Annotated in this window: 18 protein-coding genes and 2 pseudogenes; 5 read left to right on the top strand and 15 right to left on the bottom strand. The window is 48.7% G+C overall.

Annotated elements, in window-relative coordinates:
- Positions 1-16: 16 nt before the first annotated feature.
- From LI015_RS25010 to LI015_RS24990, 5 genes are all read right to left on the bottom strand, one after another.
- Positions 17-934: a glycyl-radical enzyme activating protein gene (locus LI015_RS25010; protein ID WP_002568826.1), complete on the bottom strand. Its 918-nt coding sequence runs from the start codon at positions 932-934 to the stop codon at positions 17-19.
- Positions 935-970: 36 nt separating this feature from the next.
- Positions 971-3,541, bottom strand: coding sequence for a glycyl radical protein (locus tag LI015_RS25005; protein WP_002568827.1), 2,571 nt, complete (start codon positions 3,539-3,541; stop codon positions 971-973).
- 162 nt (positions 3,542-3,703) lie between these two features.
- Positions 3,704-4,276, bottom strand: a complete 573-nt coding sequence (locus tag LI015_RS25000; RefSeq protein WP_002568828.1) for a DJ-1/PfpI family protein — start codon at positions 4,274-4,276, stop codon at positions 3,704-3,706.
- Positions 4,230-4,739 carry a EutP/PduV family microcompartment system protein gene (locus LI015_RS24995; RefSeq protein WP_002568829.1) on the bottom strand — a complete coding sequence of 170 codons (510 nt, stop codon included), beginning with the start codon at positions 4,737-4,739 and terminating at the stop codon, positions 4,230-4,232. Before LI015_RS24995 ends, LI015_RS25000 begins: the two co-directional genes overlap by 47 nt.
- 31 nt (positions 4,740-4,770) lie before the next feature.
- Entirely contained in the window at positions 4,771-5,151 is a 381-nt protein-coding gene (locus LI015_RS24990) for a BMC domain-containing protein (protein ID WP_007038675.1), read from the bottom strand.
- Positions 5,152-5,377: 226 nt separating this feature from the next.
- On the opposite strand from LI015_RS24990, the gene LI015_RS24985 reads away from it, so the two are divergent.
- From LI015_RS24985 to LI015_RS24975, 3 genes are read left to right on the top strand one after another with little or no spacing between them, the layout of a single operon-like run.
- A complete protein-coding gene (locus LI015_RS24985) occupies positions 5,378-6,730 on the top strand; it encodes a 4Fe-4S dicluster domain-containing protein (protein ID WP_002570900.1) in 1,353 nt (450 codons plus the stop codon).
- A 16-nt stretch (positions 6,731-6,746) separates the two neighbouring features.
- Positions 6,747-7,292 carry a BMC domain-containing protein gene (locus tag LI015_RS24980; protein ID WP_002568832.1) on the top strand — a complete coding sequence of 182 codons (546 nt, stop codon included), beginning with the start codon at positions 6,747-6,749 and terminating at the stop codon, positions 7,290-7,292.
- Between the two features lie 16 nt (positions 7,293-7,308).
- Positions 7,309-7,767 (top strand): GlcG/HbpS family heme-binding protein, encoded by a 459-nt coding sequence (locus tag LI015_RS24975; protein WP_002568833.1) that lies wholly within the window; start codon positions 7,309-7,311, stop codon positions 7,765-7,767.
- A gap of 51 nt (positions 7,768-7,818) precedes the next feature.
- Here LI015_RS24975 and LI015_RS24970 read toward each other — a convergent pair.
- Positions 7,819-9,306 (bottom strand): annotated as a pseudogene (locus LI015_RS24970) (IS1182 family transposase).
- A gap of 184 nt (positions 9,307-9,490) precedes the next feature.
- Positions 9,491-9,661 (bottom strand): hypothetical protein, encoded by a 171-nt coding sequence (locus tag LI015_RS24965; protein WP_002570902.1) that lies wholly within the window; start codon positions 9,659-9,661, stop codon positions 9,491-9,493.
- Between the two features lie 183 nt (positions 9,662-9,844).
- On the opposite strand from LI015_RS24965, the pseudogene LI015_RS24960 reads away from it, so the two are divergent.
- A pseudogene (locus tag LI015_RS24960) lies at positions 9,845-10,363 on the top strand (peroxiredoxin); the annotation flags it as partial.
- A gap of 48 nt (positions 10,364-10,411) precedes the next feature.
- Positions 10,412-10,630, top strand: coding sequence for a glutaredoxin family protein (locus LI015_RS29110; RefSeq protein WP_316139475.1), 219 nt, complete (start codon positions 10,412-10,414; stop codon positions 10,628-10,630).
- Here LI015_RS29110 and LI015_RS24955 read toward each other — a convergent pair.
- From LI015_RS24955 to LI015_RS24920, 8 genes are all read right to left on the bottom strand, one after another.
- The gene (locus LI015_RS24955) at positions 10,627-11,457 is read right to left on the bottom strand and encodes a hypothetical protein (RefSeq protein WP_080637054.1); all 831 of its coding nucleotides are present in this window, start codon (positions 11,455-11,457) and stop codon (positions 10,627-10,629) included. The genes LI015_RS29110 and LI015_RS24955 overlap by 4 nt on opposite strands.
- A gap of 584 nt (positions 11,458-12,041) precedes the next feature.
- Complete coding sequence (locus LI015_RS24950) at positions 12,042-13,397, bottom strand: [FeFe] hydrogenase, group A (protein WP_002568840.1); 1,356 nt, start codon at positions 13,395-13,397, stop codon at positions 12,042-12,044.
- Positions 13,390-15,270 carry an anaerobic carbon-monoxide dehydrogenase catalytic subunit gene (cooS, locus tag LI015_RS24945; RefSeq protein WP_118018456.1) on the bottom strand — a complete coding sequence of 627 codons (1,881 nt, stop codon included), beginning with the start codon at positions 15,268-15,270 and terminating at the stop codon, positions 13,390-13,392. Before cooS ends, LI015_RS24950 begins: the two co-directional genes overlap by 8 nt.
- Before the next feature lie 222 nt (positions 15,271-15,492).
- Positions 15,493-16,215, bottom strand: coding sequence for a FadR/GntR family transcriptional regulator (locus LI015_RS24940; RefSeq protein ID WP_007038669.1), 723 nt, complete (start codon positions 16,213-16,215; stop codon positions 15,493-15,495).
- A 112-nt stretch (positions 16,216-16,327) separates the two neighbouring features.
- Positions 16,328-17,203, bottom strand: a complete 876-nt coding sequence (locus LI015_RS24935) for a dihydrodipicolinate synthase family protein (protein ID WP_002570904.1) — start codon at positions 17,201-17,203, stop codon at positions 16,328-16,330.
- Between the two features lie 13 nt (positions 17,204-17,216).
- Positions 17,217-17,540, bottom strand: a complete 324-nt coding sequence (locus tag LI015_RS24930) for an L-rhamnose mutarotase (RefSeq protein WP_002568844.1) — start codon at positions 17,538-17,540, stop codon at positions 17,217-17,219.
- 18 nt (positions 17,541-17,558) lie between these two features.
- Positions 17,559-18,437: an amidohydrolase family protein gene (locus LI015_RS24925; protein ID WP_118018458.1), complete on the bottom strand. Its 879-nt coding sequence runs from the start codon at positions 18,435-18,437 to the stop codon at positions 17,559-17,561.
- Between the two features lie 36 nt (positions 18,438-18,473).
- Positions 18,474-19,556, bottom strand: coding sequence for a Gfo/Idh/MocA family protein (locus LI015_RS24920; protein WP_002568846.1), 1,083 nt, complete (start codon positions 19,554-19,556; stop codon positions 18,474-18,476).
- Positions 19,557-19,672 lie beyond the last annotated feature (116 nt).

Raw genomic sequence — 19,672 nt, 5'->3', positions numbered from 1 at the left:
CATTCTAAAATCTTGTCTAACCGCCAATGATACATTGAAAACCATAACTCTCCACCACTGCCTTACATTCCTCCAGATCCTCCGGAGCCAGCGGCTTAATTTGTTTCAGTGTGTAATCCTGGCCCAACAAACCATACTTGTTTTCGCCAAAGGAATGATACGGCAGCAGATGTATAGTCCGTATACCCACCAGGGTTCTGGCAAACTCTGCGATCGCCTTAATATCCTCCACCGAGTAGTTAAAGCCCGGAATCACCGGAACACGGATTACAGTATTGGATATTTTACAGATCTCGGGAGCATTTTTAATAACCAGGTCATTGCTAACCCCCGTGAACTTTTTATGCTGCTCACCGTCCATATGCTTAATATCCAGAAGCACCGTATCCACATAAGGAATTACCTTCTCAATCGCTTCACGGCTCCCCACTCCAGTGGTCTCAATGGCGGTATTCCATCCCTGCCCCTTGCATGCCTGCAGAAGCTCGGAAGCAAATTCATACTGCATCAGCGGCTCACCGCCGGATAAAGTGATGCCTCCGCCGGAACGTCTGTAGGTTGTGGCATCCTTTTTCAGTTCCCGGATTACCTGCTGGATCGACATTGTCTTTCCTTTCAGCACCAGGGCGCCTGCCGGACATGCATTGACACATTCGCCGCATCCACTGCACAGCTCTCTGTTAATCCAGGTTTTATTTTCCGGACTGATTGCCCCTCTCTTGCAGGCCGTTATACAACGGCCGCAATGAAGGCAATCATCTTCTTTATACATAATAACTGGTTTGATACTCTGGGATTCAGGATTACTACACCACTGGCAGGAGAGAGGACAGCCCTTTAAAAACACGATCGTCCGGATTCCCGGTCCGTCATGCAGGGAAAACCTTTGTATGTCGAACACGGTTCCCATTAAATTATAATTGATTGAATCCATGCCGAACTCCCTTCACTGTATTATACTGGAACCGCACTAAAAGGTCTGCTCTGTACGGCTGATAATATCGTCCTGAACTTCTTTTGCCAGAACGGTAAACTGTGCGCTGTATCCTGCAACACGGACTACCAGATCCTTGTAATCCTCCGGATGCTCCTGTGCTGCAAGCAGGGTTGCTCTGTCAATAACGTTGAACTGCACATGCATGCCCTTGTGATCAAAATATGCGCGTACCACGGATGCGAAACGTTTCAGGCCTTCATCCCCTGCAAGTGCGTCAGGAAGGAATTTCTGGTTGTATAACGTACCGTTGGAATAGTTTGCATGATCCAGTTTTGCCACGGACATGGCTGCCGCCGTCGGTCCGTTGGTATCCTTTCCCTGTCTCGGGGAAACGCCGTCAGCCAGAGGAGTCTTAGCCAGCCTTCCATCCGGAAGAGCGCTTACATCCTTTCCGAATAACACATTGGCAGATACAGGATAGCATCCAGCCTGGAACTGTCCGCCGCGCGGATTCGTGTATTTTTCCACTTCGTAGGAATAAATCTGTCCACAGCGTCTTGCGATCATATCAACTTCGTCAATATCATTTCCAAACCATGGGGTGTTCTCCATCAGTCTCTTAATGTGTGCATAATCAGGGTTCACACAGGCCGGTTCTGTCTTGGCCGGCTCTGCGGGTGACGGCCAGCGGCATGCCTGTGCAGGTCCGGCAAGCTGTGCCTGAAGATCCGCCAGGTTGATGGAGCCGTTATTGCTAAGGATTCTCTTGACTGCTTCATAAATCCTTGCTTCGTCCGTGCACTCGTCAGCCGTAGCAGCAGGTGCGGAGGCATTGCATGCATAACCGAAGTTGTTTGCCATTGCTTCTTTCAGCTGAGCCATGGTTACTTCCTTGCTCTCAAATACATGTTTCTTGATGGCACACAGGGAGTCTCCGGAATCGGCCACGCCGAATGCCTGCGGGCCTGTAAAGTTGTAAATTGCTCCGCCTTCCTGTACACTCTTGCCTCTTCCGATACAGTCATCTACCAGTGCTGACAGGAATGGAAGCGGCGCTCTCTCTGCATGTGCGAAGTCAACACAGTTGTCGGCTTCTGCCAGATGATATACGAAATATTCCATCTGTTTTTTGTATGCCGCAAAAATATCCTCAATGCTGGTAAAGGAAGTCATATCACCGGTCTGCGGGCCTAACTGCTTGTCGCCCACCTTGCCGTTGTTCAGGGTGATTTCCAGAACCTTTGCAATGTTGAAGAACGCTGCGTCATGCCAGCCCTCTGTCTTGTGCGGGCACTGCGGCTCTACACAGCCGATGATGCAGTAGCTTCTTGCATCTGCTAGAGACACGCCTCTGTTGCACAGTGCAGGGATAATTACTTCATCATTGTACATAGCCGGAACGCCCAGTCCGAGACGGGTCACTTCGCATGCTCTGTAGAGGAATTCATCCGGTGTATTCTGGTGAACGCGGATGGAGAAGGAAGGCGCCGGCAGAGCTACGTGGGCAACAGCTTCCATACACATATAGGATACGTCATTGGTTGCATCCAGGCCGTCCTCTGTCTGGCCGCCCACGATCAGGTTCTGGAATACTGCGTATCCGGCAAATGCCTGTGCGCTGACCTCATCACGCGTCTTGTTGACATCATTTAATTTAACCCAGATACAGTCAACCAGTTCCTGTGCAAATTCCGGGCAGATGTTTTTATCTGCGGCCAGATGCGGATACATGTACTGGTCAAAACGTCCTGGTGAAATGGAGTGGCCGTTGGCCTCGATCTGAAGGAGGATCTGTACAAACCAGAATGCCTGGCATGCTTCGTAGAAATTGGTTGCTCCCCGTTCCGGAACCCTGTCGCAGTTGGCAGCGATCTGGAGCAGTTCTGCTTTTCTTACAGGATCCGGGCATGAAGCTGCCATCTCTCTTGCCTTGGCAGCATAGCGGTGTGCAAAGTTGATTGCTGCCGTATATGTAATTACAATCGCCTCATAGAAATTTTTCTTCTTGATGTACTCCGGATCACTTGTATCCAGCTTTTCCATGGTCTCGATTACCTGTTTAATGATTCCGGTGAAACCGATATCCAGAACCTTGCCGTAATCTACACACACATGTCCAACGCCGCCGTAGAAGTAGTTGCCTACCGTAAACACTCCGTTTGCGATGCAGTCCTTAGTCTCCTGTGACATATAGGAATCTGCCAGAGCGCTGGTGGTCTTTCCTTCCCAGTATTTGAATGCTTCATGCAGCTCTGCTGCGGTATCTTTTGGAATCTGGAACGGGTCGGCAACTCTGGTGCCCATTGTCTCAAATTCCTTCTCAACCCAGTCATAAGAAAATTCAGGACAAATCTCTGTTGAACGCAGATTCTTTGTGATTGCGCCTACAACCAGCTCGTCATCATGAATGGTAATCGGAAGATTGTTAAAAATTTTCTCTGCTGCTTTGGCACGGCGCATAATAGGAGACAGTCCCTCTGTCTCTTTATAGGACTCTGTTACCAGAACCGCCCTCTCAGACTCAACGTACGGAATTGCATCGACAATTGCTCTTTTAAGACGTTTCACTCTCTCGGTTGGCTCTGTAAACCCCTTTGCTATCATACAAATATCCTCCTTTATTTTGTTTTCTATTGCATAGTTTTCAGTTTCCGGGATTTGCCCGTCCATCAATTCCAGGGCGTCCCTCCTCCTCATAATATCCTATACGGACGAAAAAGAAGACATATTATTAAAACGTAATAGATGTAAAATACAGACTTTTCATCACGAAATTGTGACGCCCAGCAGCTTGAGAAACCCTTTTAGAATTTCCACATTCCCGGGCCAGGCCGGGGAAGTTACCAGATTTTCAAAGATTACCGCTTCATACGGCTCCTTTTCCATGAAAATGCCTCCGGCTGCCAGTACCTCCGGCCGCACCGCCGGATAAGCAGTCACCTTTTTTCCCTTCAGCACTCTGGCCGCGGTCAGGATCTGTACTCCGTGGCATATGGCCGCCACCGGTTTTTTCAGATCCATAAAGTAATGTACCATATCTATTACCCTGGAATTCAGCCTGAGATACTCGGGCGCCCTTCCCCCGGTAAGGAACAGTCCGTCGTATTGTTCCAGCTTCAGATACTGGAACGAAGCATTGAGCACAAAATTGTGCCCCGGTTTTTCAGAATAGGTCTGGTCACCTTCAAAATCATGAATCGCTGTCCTTATGGTGTCTCCCGCAGTCTTGTCCGGGCAGACCACATCCACCGCCACCCCCGCCATCAGTAATGCCTGATACGGCACCATCACCTCATAATCCTCCGTATAGTCGCCCGCCAGCATCAGAACTCGCTTCATCCGTTTCCTCCTCTCTTTCCCATGGCATGGTATCGCCCTCTTCCCGCAGGTAATTAAGAATATCTCCCACCCCTTCGCCGGTCACGGAGCTGACATAGAATATCTTCTTGCATCCCGTAAGTTCCAGCCACATGGTGGCTAGGTCCGGCCTTGCCTCCGGCTGGTCAATCTGTGTCACGATCCCTATGACTTCCCTGGTTGCCATGGATACAATATTGGGGCTGTACAGTGAATAGTCCTCAATGGCGCTCATCAGCAGTCCCACAATGTCAGCCTCATAGGAATACAGAATCAACGCCCTTGCCAGGGTTTTGTTCTCCGCATACTCTCCGGGCGTATCGATAATAACATCGTAATTATTAATGTACTGCGTCTTATGGTATGTTATCTTTCTACCCTTCATCGCCTGTGTCAGCGTGGTCTTTCCCGCTCCGCTGCGCCCCACCAGCATGATCTTTTTCATTGACGCTCCTTCCCGGCTAAGCAGCATGTAATCAGGCCTTTGTGATCCTGCATACCGTAAAATCAAGTTCTGAGGACGTGTACTCCAAAATCCGCTCAAAGGCGATATTGACATCAGAAATGGTTCCCGTGATAATGAGCGTACCGCTGAACCGGTCGATAAAACCAATCTGTATATTAGAAGCCTTGATGGCCAGATCCGCTGTTATGATTGCTGTCTCACTGGGAGTAAGGGTCAGTACTCCGATGGCCGAACGGTGATAATCAACCTTTGGATCCAGTCCCAGTTTTTTGTAAATCACCTCATCCGGGCTGGCTATTATATGAGCCATGGTAATCTGTTTGCCGGGCACTGATTCCTGTATAATCCTCATCAGGTCCCCCTGGCTTCCATTCCAGTTTTTTATTTCCATTTATCACCATCACCTTTCCGCCTTTATTTTTATATTGTAACATTTTATAAAAGTTTCCTTTAGTACTAGACAAACTGATTTTTTGTATTATACAGACTTGTACGCAATGAGTCGGACAGTATTGGATAATACCATTTTTTAGACTGCCCATTCATTGTATAGGATATCTTTTTTCTTTATAATTAAAAAGAAAGGGATTTGAGTGATATATGAAGGGAGAGTATATATGACGCTGTTAGAACAAATAAAAGAAGCGGGAATCGTCGGGTGCGGCGGGGCCGGCTTCCCTACCCATGTCAAGCTGAACTGTACCGTGGAATATCTGATTATCAATGCCGCCGAATGTGAACCGCTCCTGCGGACCGACCGTTTTCTTATGCTCCATAAGGCCAGGGAGATCGTCACGGCCGCCGGTATGATCGGAGATATGGTACAGGCGGGTAAACGTTATATAGCACTGAAAGAAACATACTCGGAAGAGATTGCCGCACTGGAAGCTGCCATTACAGAACTTCACAGTCCTGTCAAGCTTTATAAGATGAAGAACTTCTACCCGGCCGGCGATGAACAGATCATGGTCTGCGACGTTACGGGGCGCACGGTTCCGCCTTCCGGAATCCCCCTTGACGTGGGTGCCGTGGTATCCAATCTGGCCACCGTTTATTCCATTTACAATGCATCCCAGGGACAGCCCTTTACCGAAAAATACCTGACGGTTACCGGGGCGGTGAACTCCCCCTGCATTGTCCGCGCTCCTCTGGGTACTTCCTTTGCAGAGTGCCTTCTGCTGGCCGGAGGAAGCAGTCTTTCCTCCTTTCACGTAATCGCAGGCGGCCCCATGATGGGTAAATGCTACAGAAAGGAGGAAGCCGCGGGACTGACCGTCACAAAAACCACTTCCGGCTACATCATTGTCGCTGACGATACGCCCCTGGTGGAAAAGCATAATATTCCCATATCCGTTTCGCTGAAGCGGGCCAAAATGTGCTGTATCCAATGCTCTTACTGCACCCAGATGTGTCCGCGTTACCTCACGGGACATCCGTTAAAGCCGCATATGATTATGCGAAAGCTCGCCTATGCCCAGTCTCCCGAGGAGGTTCTGGAGGACGAGCATGTCAGGCAGGCCATGATATGCAGCGAGTGCGGACTCTGTGAAACATATGCCTGTCCCATGGGACTTCAGCCGCGCCAGGTCAATATCTATGTCAAGAATCTGCTCCGGCAGAATAAATACCGCTATCCCAAGCCTTCAGAGACATTTACACAGCTGGAGGAACGAAGCTACCGGAAAGCGCCGTCCAAGCGCATGGCGGTCCGCCTGGGTGTCGACCAGTATTATGACTATCATATTGACAGCTGCAAAGCCGCTGATCCCGCCACAGTTCGGATCTCCCTAAGACAGCACATCGGCGCCCCCAGCCAACCTGTGGTACAGACAGGTGACACGGTTTCGTGCGGGCAGCTGATCGGAGCGATTCCTGCGGAGGCGCTGGGTGCCAACATTCATGCGAGTATATCCGGAACCGTCGTACAGGTTACTGATACTGAAATTGTTATTTCTGCTGACAGGCAGTAGTTAGGAGGAAAATCATATGATTACCATCGGTTTTTTAGAATTAAACAGCATTGCCAAAGGAATCCTGGCCGCAGACATGATGCTCAAGGCAGCGGAAATCAAGCTTGTCTCTGCAAGGCCCAGCTGTCCCGGCAAGTATCAGATTTTAATAACAGGGGAAGTTTCAGCCGTGGAATCAGCTTTGAGGATCGGTGAGGAAAGCGCTAAAACCAATGTGGTGGACCGGCTTCTCATCCCCAGAGTAAACCCGCAGGTGATTGAGGCCATCAACATGTCCTCCATGCCCTCCAGCCTAAAGGCGCTGGGCATTCTGGAGTTTTTCTCCGTCACAGGCGCAATCATCGCCGCCGATGCAGCGGCCAAGGCGGCCAATGTATCCCTAATCGAAATCCGCCTGGGAACAGGGATTGGGGGCAAATCCTTTGTAACCTTTACAGGGGATGTGGGCGCGGTGGAGGAAAGCGTGGAGGCAGGTGCAAAGACAGCAGAAAACAGCGGCGCACTGCTTGAAAAGGTTGTGATTGCCCATCCGGACAAGGAACTGTACCGCAGCCTGCTTTGATAAAGGAGACAACATTATGAATGAAACACATACAGCAAAAGAAATAACAGCCGCCCTTTTGGACGCGCTGAAGCATCAGGGATTATGTTTAAAAGAAGCCTTGCAGATGATTGAAAAAGGCGAAGAAATGGCAGAGATCATCCATGTACCCATGGTTATCACAGTGGTGGATGAGGGTGGCAATACAGTTGCCATGCACCGGATGGATGACTCCCTCCTGGCCAGCATCTCCATCTCCTACTCGAAAGCGTACACGGCGGCGGCGCTCCGCGCGCCAACCGGGGAAGCCGCCAGGGATATCCTGCCGGGACAGTCCTTATACGGGCTCCAGCAGACCCATCCCGGCAAGTTCTGTATCTTCGGCGGAGGAATCCCCATCATGAAGAACGGACGCTGTATCGGCGGTCTGGGCGTATCCGGCGGCACTGTGGAACAGGACATGACCGTGGCCAGACACGCGTTATCACTGGATTAAAACAAACAATACGGAAAAAACAGGAGACACCGGAATCTTCCGGATGTCTCCTCAGACTGTAGACAAAGCGGCTCTGGGATTTGTATCCCAGAGCCATTTTTCTCTTATTATCCGAATTGTGTATAAAATAGAAATTTTGTGTGGCTCCCCTTCTTCCAGGAGTCCCCATTTTGCCTTAATCTTCGCCAGTTTTTTGAGATTCATGCAGGCAAATGTAAGCCCGGCTTTCATTTCCATTCGGGCTTTTCCATACATCTGTGTATACCGGAATCCATGATTCTCCTTTGCACTTGCGAATACTCGTTCAATGGTTTCTTTTCTTTGCGAATATAACTCTTTCATCCCAAGCGTATGACGGATATCTTCACACGTTTCCAGGTATGGCTCCCATATGTGGCGTGTAACAACCTTTACATGATCCTTGCTTTGGGTACACTGCTCCAGGTATGGACAGTTTTCGCAGACCGTTCCGCTGCTCTTATATTCACGATATCCATCACGGTTGGTTGTACGATAGGACAGTACCTGATTGTTTGGACAGATATAGCAATCATAATACTCATCATAAACGTACTCATATTTCTTGAAGAACCCTTTTTTGGTCATGGGACACTTGTATGGCAAAAGCGGCTTGATCCCATCATCTATCAGGAGTTTTGCTATACCGGGGGTTTTATATCCTGCATCGGCTATCAGCGTCTTGATTCCAATCTCTTTTATCTTGTCATACAGGAACTTAAAGGTTCTGCTGTCATGATGGTTTCCCGGATGAACACTATAACCAAGTATTCAGCCATTCTTATCACACGCGGTCTGTACTGCATAGGCAAATACACTTTTATGTTCCCCTTTGTGGAACCATCCACTTTCAGGGTCAGAAGTACTTGTTTTAATCGTCTTTTCTTCTTTGCCACCGGATGGGCCGGATGGCGGATTACTGTCATCATCCTTTTCTTTCAGAGGCCGTTTACCATGTGCTTCACGGTCTTCATTGATTTCCTTCTTTAGCAAATCTTCAAAAAACAAAGCCTCCTCCTGAGCAATCCGCTTCTGCATCTTTTTATTGTTTGCCCTGGCTTTTACATGGGTAGAATCCACGAAGACCTCACTTGGGTCTATCAGTTTAAATTTATAACATTCCTGCAGTATATGGGAAAATATCTGCTCAAAAAGGCCAGTGTCCTTAAAACGGCGGGTATAGTTTTTTCCGAACGTTGAGAAATGAGGGACCTTATCCATCATTTCAAGTCCAAGAAACCATCGATAAGCTACATTTACTTCGATTTCCTTTACGGTCTGCCGCATGCTTTTGATACCATACAGGTACTAGATGAATGGAAGCTTTATCAACATGACCGGGTCCATACTGGGGCGTCCATTATCAGGACTGTACTTGTCCACTACAAGGCCATAGATGAAGTTCCAGTCAATCGCTTTATCAATGATTCGCAGAAGATGATCCTGGGGAACCATGTCATCCATACAGAATATCTGAATCTTTCCTCTTTTCTTGTCCTTATTTTGAGTCATCATAGAAATATCCCACCTTCCTTTGATACTTCCATTCTATCAGAAAAGAGCTATAAAATCCTGAAAACAGGAATATTTATAGCTCTTTTAACGAAAAATCCGAGGCGTGAGCCTTGGGCTTTGTCTACAGTCTGAGGAGACACCGGAATCTTCCGGATGTCTCCTGTCTTTTACTGTCTTTTACTGAGTACGGTTACTCCTGCCCTTCCTTCTTCTCCTTGTTGGGAATGTAATAACAGTTGGGGCATTCATCCGGGTCCTTCTCTGCTTTCTTGTTCTGATATAGGCAGTTTGGGCAGTCGTCTGGAGTTTCTTCTATCTTGTCCGTTTTATAAAAATTACCGGAGTACTTCTTATCACTCATGCTGTTACCTCCTAGTTATGAGCACTTAGAGACCGTATTCTGGTCTCTAAGTGCGATACATGTCACTGGCACTTGGCGAGGTCCTGTCGAGCTTAGTGCAGTGACGAAAATGTGGTGTATTTCTTCTTTATCTGTGATATCATTATAACAGAAACAATCATGCAAATAAAGGAGGAATCAAAATTGAACCGAATCATTGGAAAAAAAGCTCCTGACTTTCACTTAAAGGCTGTCTCCGGGGATGGAGAGGATTTCTTTGATGTGAGCCTTGATACCTATAAGGGGCACTGGCTGGTCCTGTTCTTCTATCCCATGGATTTCACTTTCGTCTGCCCCACCGAGATCACCACGTTTAGCAATGACCTGTATCTGTTTGATGAAGCGGATGCCAAACTTCTGGCAGTCAGCACAGACAGCGAATACACGCATCAGGCTTGGATCCGCAACGGCCTTGGCCGCATTGGTTATCCCCTGGGAGCCGACAAGACCTTGTCCATGGCGGCTGACTACGGAGTACTTCTGGAGGACCAGGGAGTTGCGCTGCGCGGCCTGTTTATTATTGATCCTGACCAGACGATCCGCTACAGCGTGATCCACGACAACAACATCGGCAGAAACACCCAGGAGGTTCTGCGGGTCTTAAAAGCGCTTCAGACCGGTTCGCTCTGTGGTGCCAACTGGACCATCGGGAGCCAGCCCCTGAAAGAGGACCGGCCCTCTCTTCCCGACTCCTTCGCTTCTGACAAAACGGTGAGAATTTATACCCTTCCCGGCTGTTCTTACTGCCGCCAGGTCAAGGAATTTCTTGCCGACAACGGAATTTCCTATGAGGAAATCGATCTGGACAGCGATATGCAGGGCCAGGCTTTTATGGACAGCCGCGGCTATACCGCACTTCCTGTGACCGTGATCGGCAGCCATGAGATCTCCGGGTTCCGTCTTGATAAAATCAAGGAGCTGCTGCTTTAAACGCTAAAGAATCCGCTTCCGAACAGTACATTTACAATAAATGTAAATATAAATATGGTAAATGCAGGAGGATCGATATGGGTGTCGCAGCAGCTGTTAAAGGTCTTGCCTATAAAATCACCGAACAGCGAGGTCAATATACCGAATACGATACCCATAACAGGGTTCTGGGCGGTAACGGCCGCCAGTGCTGAGATCAGCGCAATGTGGTGGGTTGCCGGCATGGCAAACCCAGTCTGGGCAAAAATAAGGGATACCGCTGCGATTCCAAAGCAGAGAACCGGATAACTACCAATGGATGCCGCCGATGCCCCACCGTCCACCAGCGCCTGATACACAAATCCGGTTGTGGTTCCGATACCCAAACCAAGAATCACATTACAAAGCATTCCCTTTCCGCCGGTAAAATACTCTCTCGTCTCACCGGGAGCGGCTTTTCCTATCAGGCCACTGGAGCCAAATACCAGACGCGCAATGACGGCGGATATGATAACGGTGAATCCAGGAAGATCTGTGTTTAGGTGAAGAACTGCCCCGATCACATAATGAATCAGAAAACCAATCACACCGAACACGCCGCCTACCAGCAGTGTGGCCGGATCCGCCAGCCCGTTAAGGCAGGACAGAATATCGGTTCCGCTTCCCAGTTTCTTGGTCTTACCTGCATATGCGGACGCTGCCACGCCGCCGGCAAACGCAATATGCGGGCCAAGATAGGAACCGAACGCAATGAATCCCACCGTCATGTCTGCCCCTCCGGCCATAGCCGCCACAGCCCCTGCAATGGCGATCACGCCGGTCAATATAAACGCGGGAAGCGCTCCCATATATGCACCTATGATTCCTCCTCCAAATGATGCTACTAATGCAAACAAATTCATATGCCTATATTCTCCCTTCTTTTTATCTGCCCGTGGGCAATCCACTTCTATGTACCCCTACCCTCCTTTCCCAAATGTATTATGTTATATAGATTTTATCATCCCGGAGGCTGTTTTTCCTTATGCTATTCATACGAAAAAATGGTACTTTTAAGACATTTTCAACTAAATACAGGAAAAATTGAGCACAAAAAAAGCTGGCGTACAAATTTCTAAATCACCTGTACACCGGCCATCATTTTTTATGATACAGACTCCACGATCGCAAGCTTTTCTCTTGCAATCGCCAGTTCTTTGTTGGCGGGAATTAACCAGTACGCTCAGCTTAGAATCAGGGGGTGAGATAACGACCTCCCGGTCTCTCTTTCCATTGGCTGCCCATGCCGGTGTCAATCGTTCTACCGTTGAAGACAGCCGAAATGCTTAAATACAATTGTTTTTATAAACTATGGCGTGAATCTTGATTAAATCAATAACTCCCATAACAAAAGTTCCCCCTCTGTTTGTTCATAATTTCACATCCTATATATTTAAATCCCGCGCTTTCTGCTGTGATAACTGGTGTGCAGAAGTAATTGCGCCATTTTACTCATAGGTTCCCCGATAAATGTTTCATATAGATGTTTAATCTCCTGATTTTCAAGGGAATTTCTGAAACTTCTCTCTTGATCAGCCAAATAAAGTGACCGGATTCTCGCCATCCGAAGCTGGTCCGGAACAGGGAGTATACCGTTGTCCGGCTGTCCTCCGCCGCCAATACACCCGCCGGGACAGGTCATTACTTCCACAAAATCATAGTCATCCACAGCTCCTGTTGCAATCAGCTGTTCCGCCGCCCTGGTGCCGTAGACAACCGCGGTACGCACATCGCGGCCGCCAAGAGATACCACAGATTCCTTCACCTGTTCCAGCCCTCTCACCGGCTGGTACTGCATCAGCAGATCAGGCGGTTCAATCCCGTTCACAACCGAATATGCCATGCGCAGAGCGGCCTCCATCACGCCGCCCGTATTGCCGAAAATCACCCCTGCCCCGCTGCCTTCTCCCATAAGGGAATCAAAGGCAGATGGGGTCAGATCATAAAAACCAATACCTGCTTCCCGTATCCACTCCGCCAGTTCCCTTGTGGTCAATACATAGTCATTGTCCCTAAGTCCCGGAATCCCCAGATACGCTCCTGCAGAGCACAATTCTTCCCGGGAAATCTCAAATTTCTTGGCAGTGCACGGGGCAACCGCGATATTCACGATCCGCCGCGGGTCAATCCCCTTTTCTTTAGAAAAATATGTCTTAATCAGGGCGCCCTGCATACTGATCGGGCTTTTTGTACTGGACAGGCACGGAATCCGTTCCGGGTGAAATGTTTCTATATATTTTACCCATGCCGGACAGCAGCTTGTAAACTGGGGCAATGGATGGGAATCGGCTATAAATCGTTTGAGAAACTCCGTCCCCTCCTCCATAATGGTCAGATCCGCTGAAAATGCCACATCCAGCACAAAGTCCGCTCCCAGCTTCCTGAGCGCAGAAACCATATAGCTTTCCACAAAGTCTCCGGGCTTTCCGCCAAAACATTCCCCCAGCCCCACGCGCACAGACGGTGCTGTGGAAAATATAACAATTTTTTGCTGGTCATTTACAGCCATGGCAGCTTCCCGCCACTGGCTCTTTGCGCGGATTGCCCGCTCCGGGCAGGCAGCCGCGCACTGGCCGCAGTGAATACATGTAAAATCATCCGCTCCCGTGACTTTACACGGCTGTGCCACTCCTATTTCTTCTGCGCATACGGCCAAGCAATGGCTGCAATTCGCACAGATGTCCTCATCCTTTTCAATTGCAGGGTTATCCGGGGATACAGGAACACTTTTAGGATAACGTTCACTCATTCAGTCCCAGCCCCCTTCTCTTATCTGATATGACAGCAGCGATCTTTTCGGCCGCCGCATCAATCTCTGTCTCCACCATCAGCTTTCCGCCTGTTATTCCTTCCATCTGATTACACAGCACATCCAATATTACAGGGCTTCCCATCACAAATGGCGCCAGCCCCAGATGCAAGTGAAAGCCCAGGGCCAGTGCAAACGCCCCATCCGCCAATGCCTGTTCTTCCAGCCATTGGGGTGCGGAAACCACCACCGGAAGTTTGGGCAGATCCACTCCCAACGCTCCGGCCAGCTCCCCGGCAACGGCTTCAATACGGCCGATTGCAAGGCAGGGGCCGAAATTGAGTACTGGTGGAATCCCAAGGCTGCGGCAAACCTGTGACAAGCCCGGTCCCGCCAATCCGGCCGCATCCCGGCTCATAAGACCGCAGTTTTCAAGGCCTCCGCAGGTACATCCGGCAGACACCACCAGTATATCTCTGGCAATCAGTTTTTTCACCAATTCCACTGTAAATACGTCATGGCCCTTGGCCCGCAGGTTGGAGCAGCCCACAACAGCCGCCACTCCCTTGATGCTTCCGGCAGCGATTAGATCAATCAACGGGGCAAAGCTTCCCCCCAGCGCTCCTTTGAGGGTTCTCTCCGTCACACCTGTAACCGCCTCATTACATCCGTGATCCTGCATGGGATTCTGCCGCTTTCCCGCCCTGCTGCGCCTTACATAGGACGCAATGGCAGCTGCAATTACATTGACGCTTACATCTTCGCGGTCCTCCGGGTGATAGGGCAGGTGCCTGGCTCCCTTTTTCTTTGCCACATCGTCCAGACAGAGCATGGGGATAGAAAGTTCCTCACAGATCGGTTCGATCCCTGGAAGGGAACAGTTAAATTCCGATACCACCAGATCGATGCATCCGGTCAGCAAAACAGCCTCACTGCTGTAATTATTGCCCGCATGCCCGCAGAACACTTTCTCATAACAGCGGCTTCTGGCCTGGAAGTCCTGTCCCACACACGTACATCCCACAATCCGTATACCCCTGGCTCCGGCCCGGTCAGCCATCTCCTTGATTTCCGGATGCTCCATCATCCCGGTCAGGCTGCCGAACATAGAGTGCTGGTGGCCTGTAACCATGATATTGATGCATTCAGGATCTATCACCCGCATTCCCACGGGATCAAACCCTAATTCCGGCTCCCCCATCAGGATATCATTCAGACGGTTGACCAGCACAAGTCCGTATATTCCGGTGGAGATTCCCAGCCGCAGACACTGGGTCAGCATGTCCATTGGATCTGAATTCAGATTGGTGGAAGTTTTCACGATTGCGTTGAATATCTCATCCTTGGCGCCACCCGGAAGAAGCCCCGCATTTTTCCACACCCCGGTCCGCTTAGCATAGGCCAGTTTTTCCGTTAGATGCATGGGTTCCTCATATGGCCTGCGCAGATCCTCCAGCACTGCCTCTGACAGGCGAAGCGCCATTTGGGAATCATCCGCTTCACCAATCCCCAACTCATCGCACAAACGGTGAAGCGCGTCAACTCCCTTTAGCTTCCTTCCGGCTAGAGCTGCCGTCTTCAATTCTTTGGCGGCCTGCTCCATCACATGAATATAGCAGCCTGAACCAGCGGCCACCGAGCGCAGGAAATTCCTTGCCGCTATGGTGTCCCTGTCCGCTCCGCATACCCCCTTTGGCCTTGCTTTGGATATACGGCAGGGTCCGTTGGAGCAAAGCCTGCAACAGACGCCGTCCAGGCCAAATCCGCATTTTACCTCCTGCTGCACCATTCTGCGATGGGAATGATCCTCCGGTACTGATTCAAGAAATTCCTGCAGCCGTTTGTCCGCACTGATACACATTGTTTTATCCATATGTCCCTCCTTTATAGATGTATCCATATGGATTCATTATAACATTCTTCCAATGAATGTTATGTGTACGATCCAGACATAAAACCTGGCATTTACAGTTATACAGCCCAAAATCCCTGCATCGCTTGAAAATAAAACATTTGCCTATCCATAGTTTTAAACTATATCCCAAAGGGTCAGCTGTCTATCCGTCAGCTGACCCTTTATCATCCTATAACTCGTTTATTCTTGTATGGAAATTTCCCTGATTGAATATTTAAAGAAATCATTCAGGCATTTCTTTACTTTATTCCTGTCATCCTGATGGAACGAATTCAGTATCTTACAGCGGTAAAACACAGCGCTCTCTTTGGATGATGCCAGAGACAGGATCTTCATGGCCGATTCTTTTCTCATCAGCACCATAATCTGCATCAACCTTGCGTATATACCGTTGCCACACACATCACCCACATATGTATCTATATCTGTCAGCAGCTGACAAAACGCCTCTGCTGTAATTTCCTCTGTCTCCACATCCAGCAGCCTGTCCCTGAATCCATCCAGCCTCTCCAGAATCTCAGGCGTACGGTTATCATAACAGGTCAGATACACTTCCGTCTCGATCAGATTCCTGGCAGCATAGATTTCATCATGCTTGTTCATTTCCTGGTAATACATCCACATGACAGTCTCTTCGGGAACCTTTGTTCCTTCCTCACTGACGAAACTGCCGTCTCCTGGTTTGATGGTCAGCATTCCCACAAGAGAAAGGGCCCTTAACGCCTCCCGTATCCGGCTCCTCGTAACACCAAACAATTCTGCCAGGTCCCTCTCGTTTGGGAGCTTATCACCTGGCTTCAGCTGGCCGGACGTAATCATCCCCGCAATCTGTTCCATAATCTGTTCCGTCAATGTGACTTTCTTTAACGGCTCACATTCCATATTGATACTCTCCCTTTCCATAACCTCATTACTCTTACTATAATAGCACAGCTTATCCTTTCATGTCCAGGGAATAAAAATGGCCCTGCAGCGCGCACCGCAGGGCCAATCCGAATAATCTGCCATTTCATTATCACTTGATTTCCATATACATCCCAATTACCCGGTCAATCTCTGCCTTCTGATTTTCCGTCAGCGGACACATCGGCTTTCTGACCTCTCCAACCTGGATTCCCTGACAAGATGCTATGTATTTAAGGCTTGCGCATAAACCGTTTTTAAGCACTGCATCCAAAATACAGTTGGATTTGGACTGCAGAATTCTGGCCTCATCATCATGGTGGGACAGATACAGCTCCATCACCTTCTTGTACTGAGGCAACATAAAATTAAAATTGCTGCCAATGAAGCCGTCACACCCAAAGGCCAGGAAGGCAACCATACAATTTTCAAATCCGCCGTAGCACCTTATATCCGGATTAACGTCGTGAATCCGCTCCATTTGATAGAGATTGAGATTGGTGTGTTTGATGGCTCCCACAGCTCCTGATTTCAGGAGGGCTGCCAAATCCGGCTGGGACGGATTCAGCTCCCTGTGGGTGCTGGAAGGAATGTTATAATACAGGACCGGCATATCCACTGCCTCAGCAATGTCGTAGTAATATCCTGCCATTTCCTTGTCGGAAAAGCCAAAGTAAAATGGCGGAGTTGCTGCGATGTTCTGTATTCCCATTTCTTTTGCTTTTCTGGCATAGAATATGGCCTCTTCCGTGCTGATAGCTCCCACATGGGCGAACATCTCTGTCCTATCCGTATATTCGCCAGCCAGTTCAAAGGTATGTACCCGCTCTTCCCTTGACAGCAGGAAGCATTCCCCGGAGCTTCCTCCAATAAAAAATCCATCGGCCCCCTCTGCAAGATTCCTATCCCATAACTGTCTCATGGCAGAATCATTTATCTGATTATTTCCATCAAAAGGTGTGATGGATGCCACATATAATTTTTTCATATTTGTCTGACCTCTAATCTAAATGATAAATTTCCTGCATATCCATCCATGGACCGTCTGCCGATAGCGGGTTCATACACGGCACGCACTCTCCCCACCACCGCTGTGTCTCGGAATCCGCTGCCATCTTGGCCATGTCCGCCTCATAATTATCTCCAGTATACTCATAATAAGAAAATAGGTACTCTCCATGGCAATATATAGAGTAATTCCGGATATTGCACTCCTTTATCATGTCATTAATCTGTTTCCACGGCGCTGCATGAAGTTTCTTATAGTAATCGGCCTTTTCAGGTGTTAATCTTGAAATACTTCCATAACGTTTTACATCTGACATATGTATCTCTCCTTTTCTTTACAAACCGTATATCCGTTTAGCGTTTTCACGGAACAGTTTATTCTGGAATTCACTGCCTCTTCCCTCTGTAATTTTCATCAATGCTTCAATCCAAGGGGACAGGCCGGTTGCAATGTTGCACACAGGATAATTGCTGGCAAACATGACTCTGTCTTCTCCAAAATAATCCAGGGCAATGTCAACTGCTGGCTTCAATGTTTCCGCAGACCACTCCCCTTTCGGATTCAGTCCGGAAATCTTGCATACCACATTGGAGAGGGATGCCAGCTTTCTGATATTCAGTATCCAGCGTTCCTTATACTGCTGTTCTTCCTCTGAAGGCGTCTGAACGGAAATAATATCCGGGTCCACAATTCCCATATGGTTCAGGACAATGGTTGTATCCGGGCAGGCTTTTGCCGTTTCATATAAATCGCCCAGCTCTGCATTCCGTACACAGCCTTCAAACACCAGTCCCTTCTTTCCCAGATAACGAACATTTTCAACAAAAAGCTGTCCCAGGCATGTTCCCGGCAAGGCTTCAGGGACATGGAGCACCTGTCTTACTCCCTTTACATATTCGGATGCATATTTATCAATATACCCCTTAAACCCCTCCTCGTTGAGATAACCGGATATACATGCGCCGGCAAACAGCTGGCCCGGATTGGCGCAGCATCCGGCAATAAAGAGATTTTCCTTCTCCTTATCCCTTCTTGCGCAGTCCACCTCAACATATACAGCCGCCTCAACCTCATAGCCCTTGTCCGGCTCCAGTGCGTTTTTATAGTCTTCCAGCGAATATGTACGGTTCAGAACTTCCCCTTCTCCATCCAGCCACGGGAGCGAAAATTCTTCCTTATTCCAAATATGCAGATGGGTATCAATGATTCTCATGGTGCTCCTCCTTGCTTATAATGTCAATCTATACGCCTACTGCGCATAATCCACGTTCAGCCCTCCGGCTTCGCTGGATTTATAGCAGGCCTCCACCACGCACATGGTATGGTAGGCATCCTCTACACTGTTCATATAGTGATAAGAGGGATCCTCCAGTTTTTTCATCAGGCCGCCCATAGTCCCAATAAATGCCTCGTTGAACCAGCTTCCCTTTACCTCCAGTTCCCTCCAGCCCTTGCCGTCTTCCGTAATATACTCCACCTTATCAGGACGGCCTGTCGGATAGTCCAATATAAGCCCCAGCTGTATGCGGATTGCGCCCTTAATACCTTCTATCTTCATTGTACTTTCCTGATAATCCGGCGCATAGTCGTGATTATGGTTAATATGAAGATTCACACGCAGCGTATCGCCGTAATCCATGATAATGGCAGTCCTTGTCTGTGAAAGAGCCTGCATCTTGGGATGCTGCATAGTTTTGCAATACACGCCTTTTGGATTTCCCACGAAGCTGCGGATACAGTCAATGTAGTGAATGCTGTGATAGTTAATTTCCATACGCTCCAGGCCAAACAGGAAACTCCACAAGTGCCATGGATGAAGTTCCACAACCCTCCAGTCAATGTCCACAATATCTCCAATCACGCCATCCTGGATGAGTTTCCTTGCGGCAATCATATACGGCGCCTGACGCAGCTGGAAATTCACACCTGCAGTCAGATTCTTGGCATGGCAGATATCCAGGATTTCTTTGGCCTGCTCTATACTCTCACCCATGGGTTTCTGCATAAGCACAGCAGCATTGTCGGGCAGCAGCCTTAAGATACTGGCAGTCTTGGAGGCAGGTACCGCTATATCAAAGACTGCGTCTTCCCTTACTCCCAGTTCGATTAACTGTTCCAGCTCCGGCACTGCATTGGGAATCCCAAATTCCTTTGCCGCCTTTTCAGCCTTCTCATGGTCCAGGTCATAAATACCCACTACTGGATACCCGGCCATCTTATAAGCAGGGAGATGTGAACCGGATACAATTCCTCCTGCCCCGACAATCACGATATTCCTTGCCTTTTCAGGCATCTCCGGTACATAATTTAATTCTTCAATCCTGTTCGCCATAGTTAAAATACCTCCTCAAATCATACTCAGATTTTATTGTACCACGCCTCCCTTTCCTTTAGATAATCTCTCGGAATCTCTAAGCCAGTAAATATAAGGCTTTCAGATTCCTTTTT

This window comes from Enterocloster sp. 210928-DFI.2.20, from assembly GCF_020554465.1.
GTDB classification, from domain to species: Bacteria; Bacillota; Clostridia; order Lachnospirales; family Lachnospiraceae; genus Enterocloster; species Enterocloster bolteae.
This window is presented reverse-complemented; position numbering and strand designations above follow the sequence as displayed.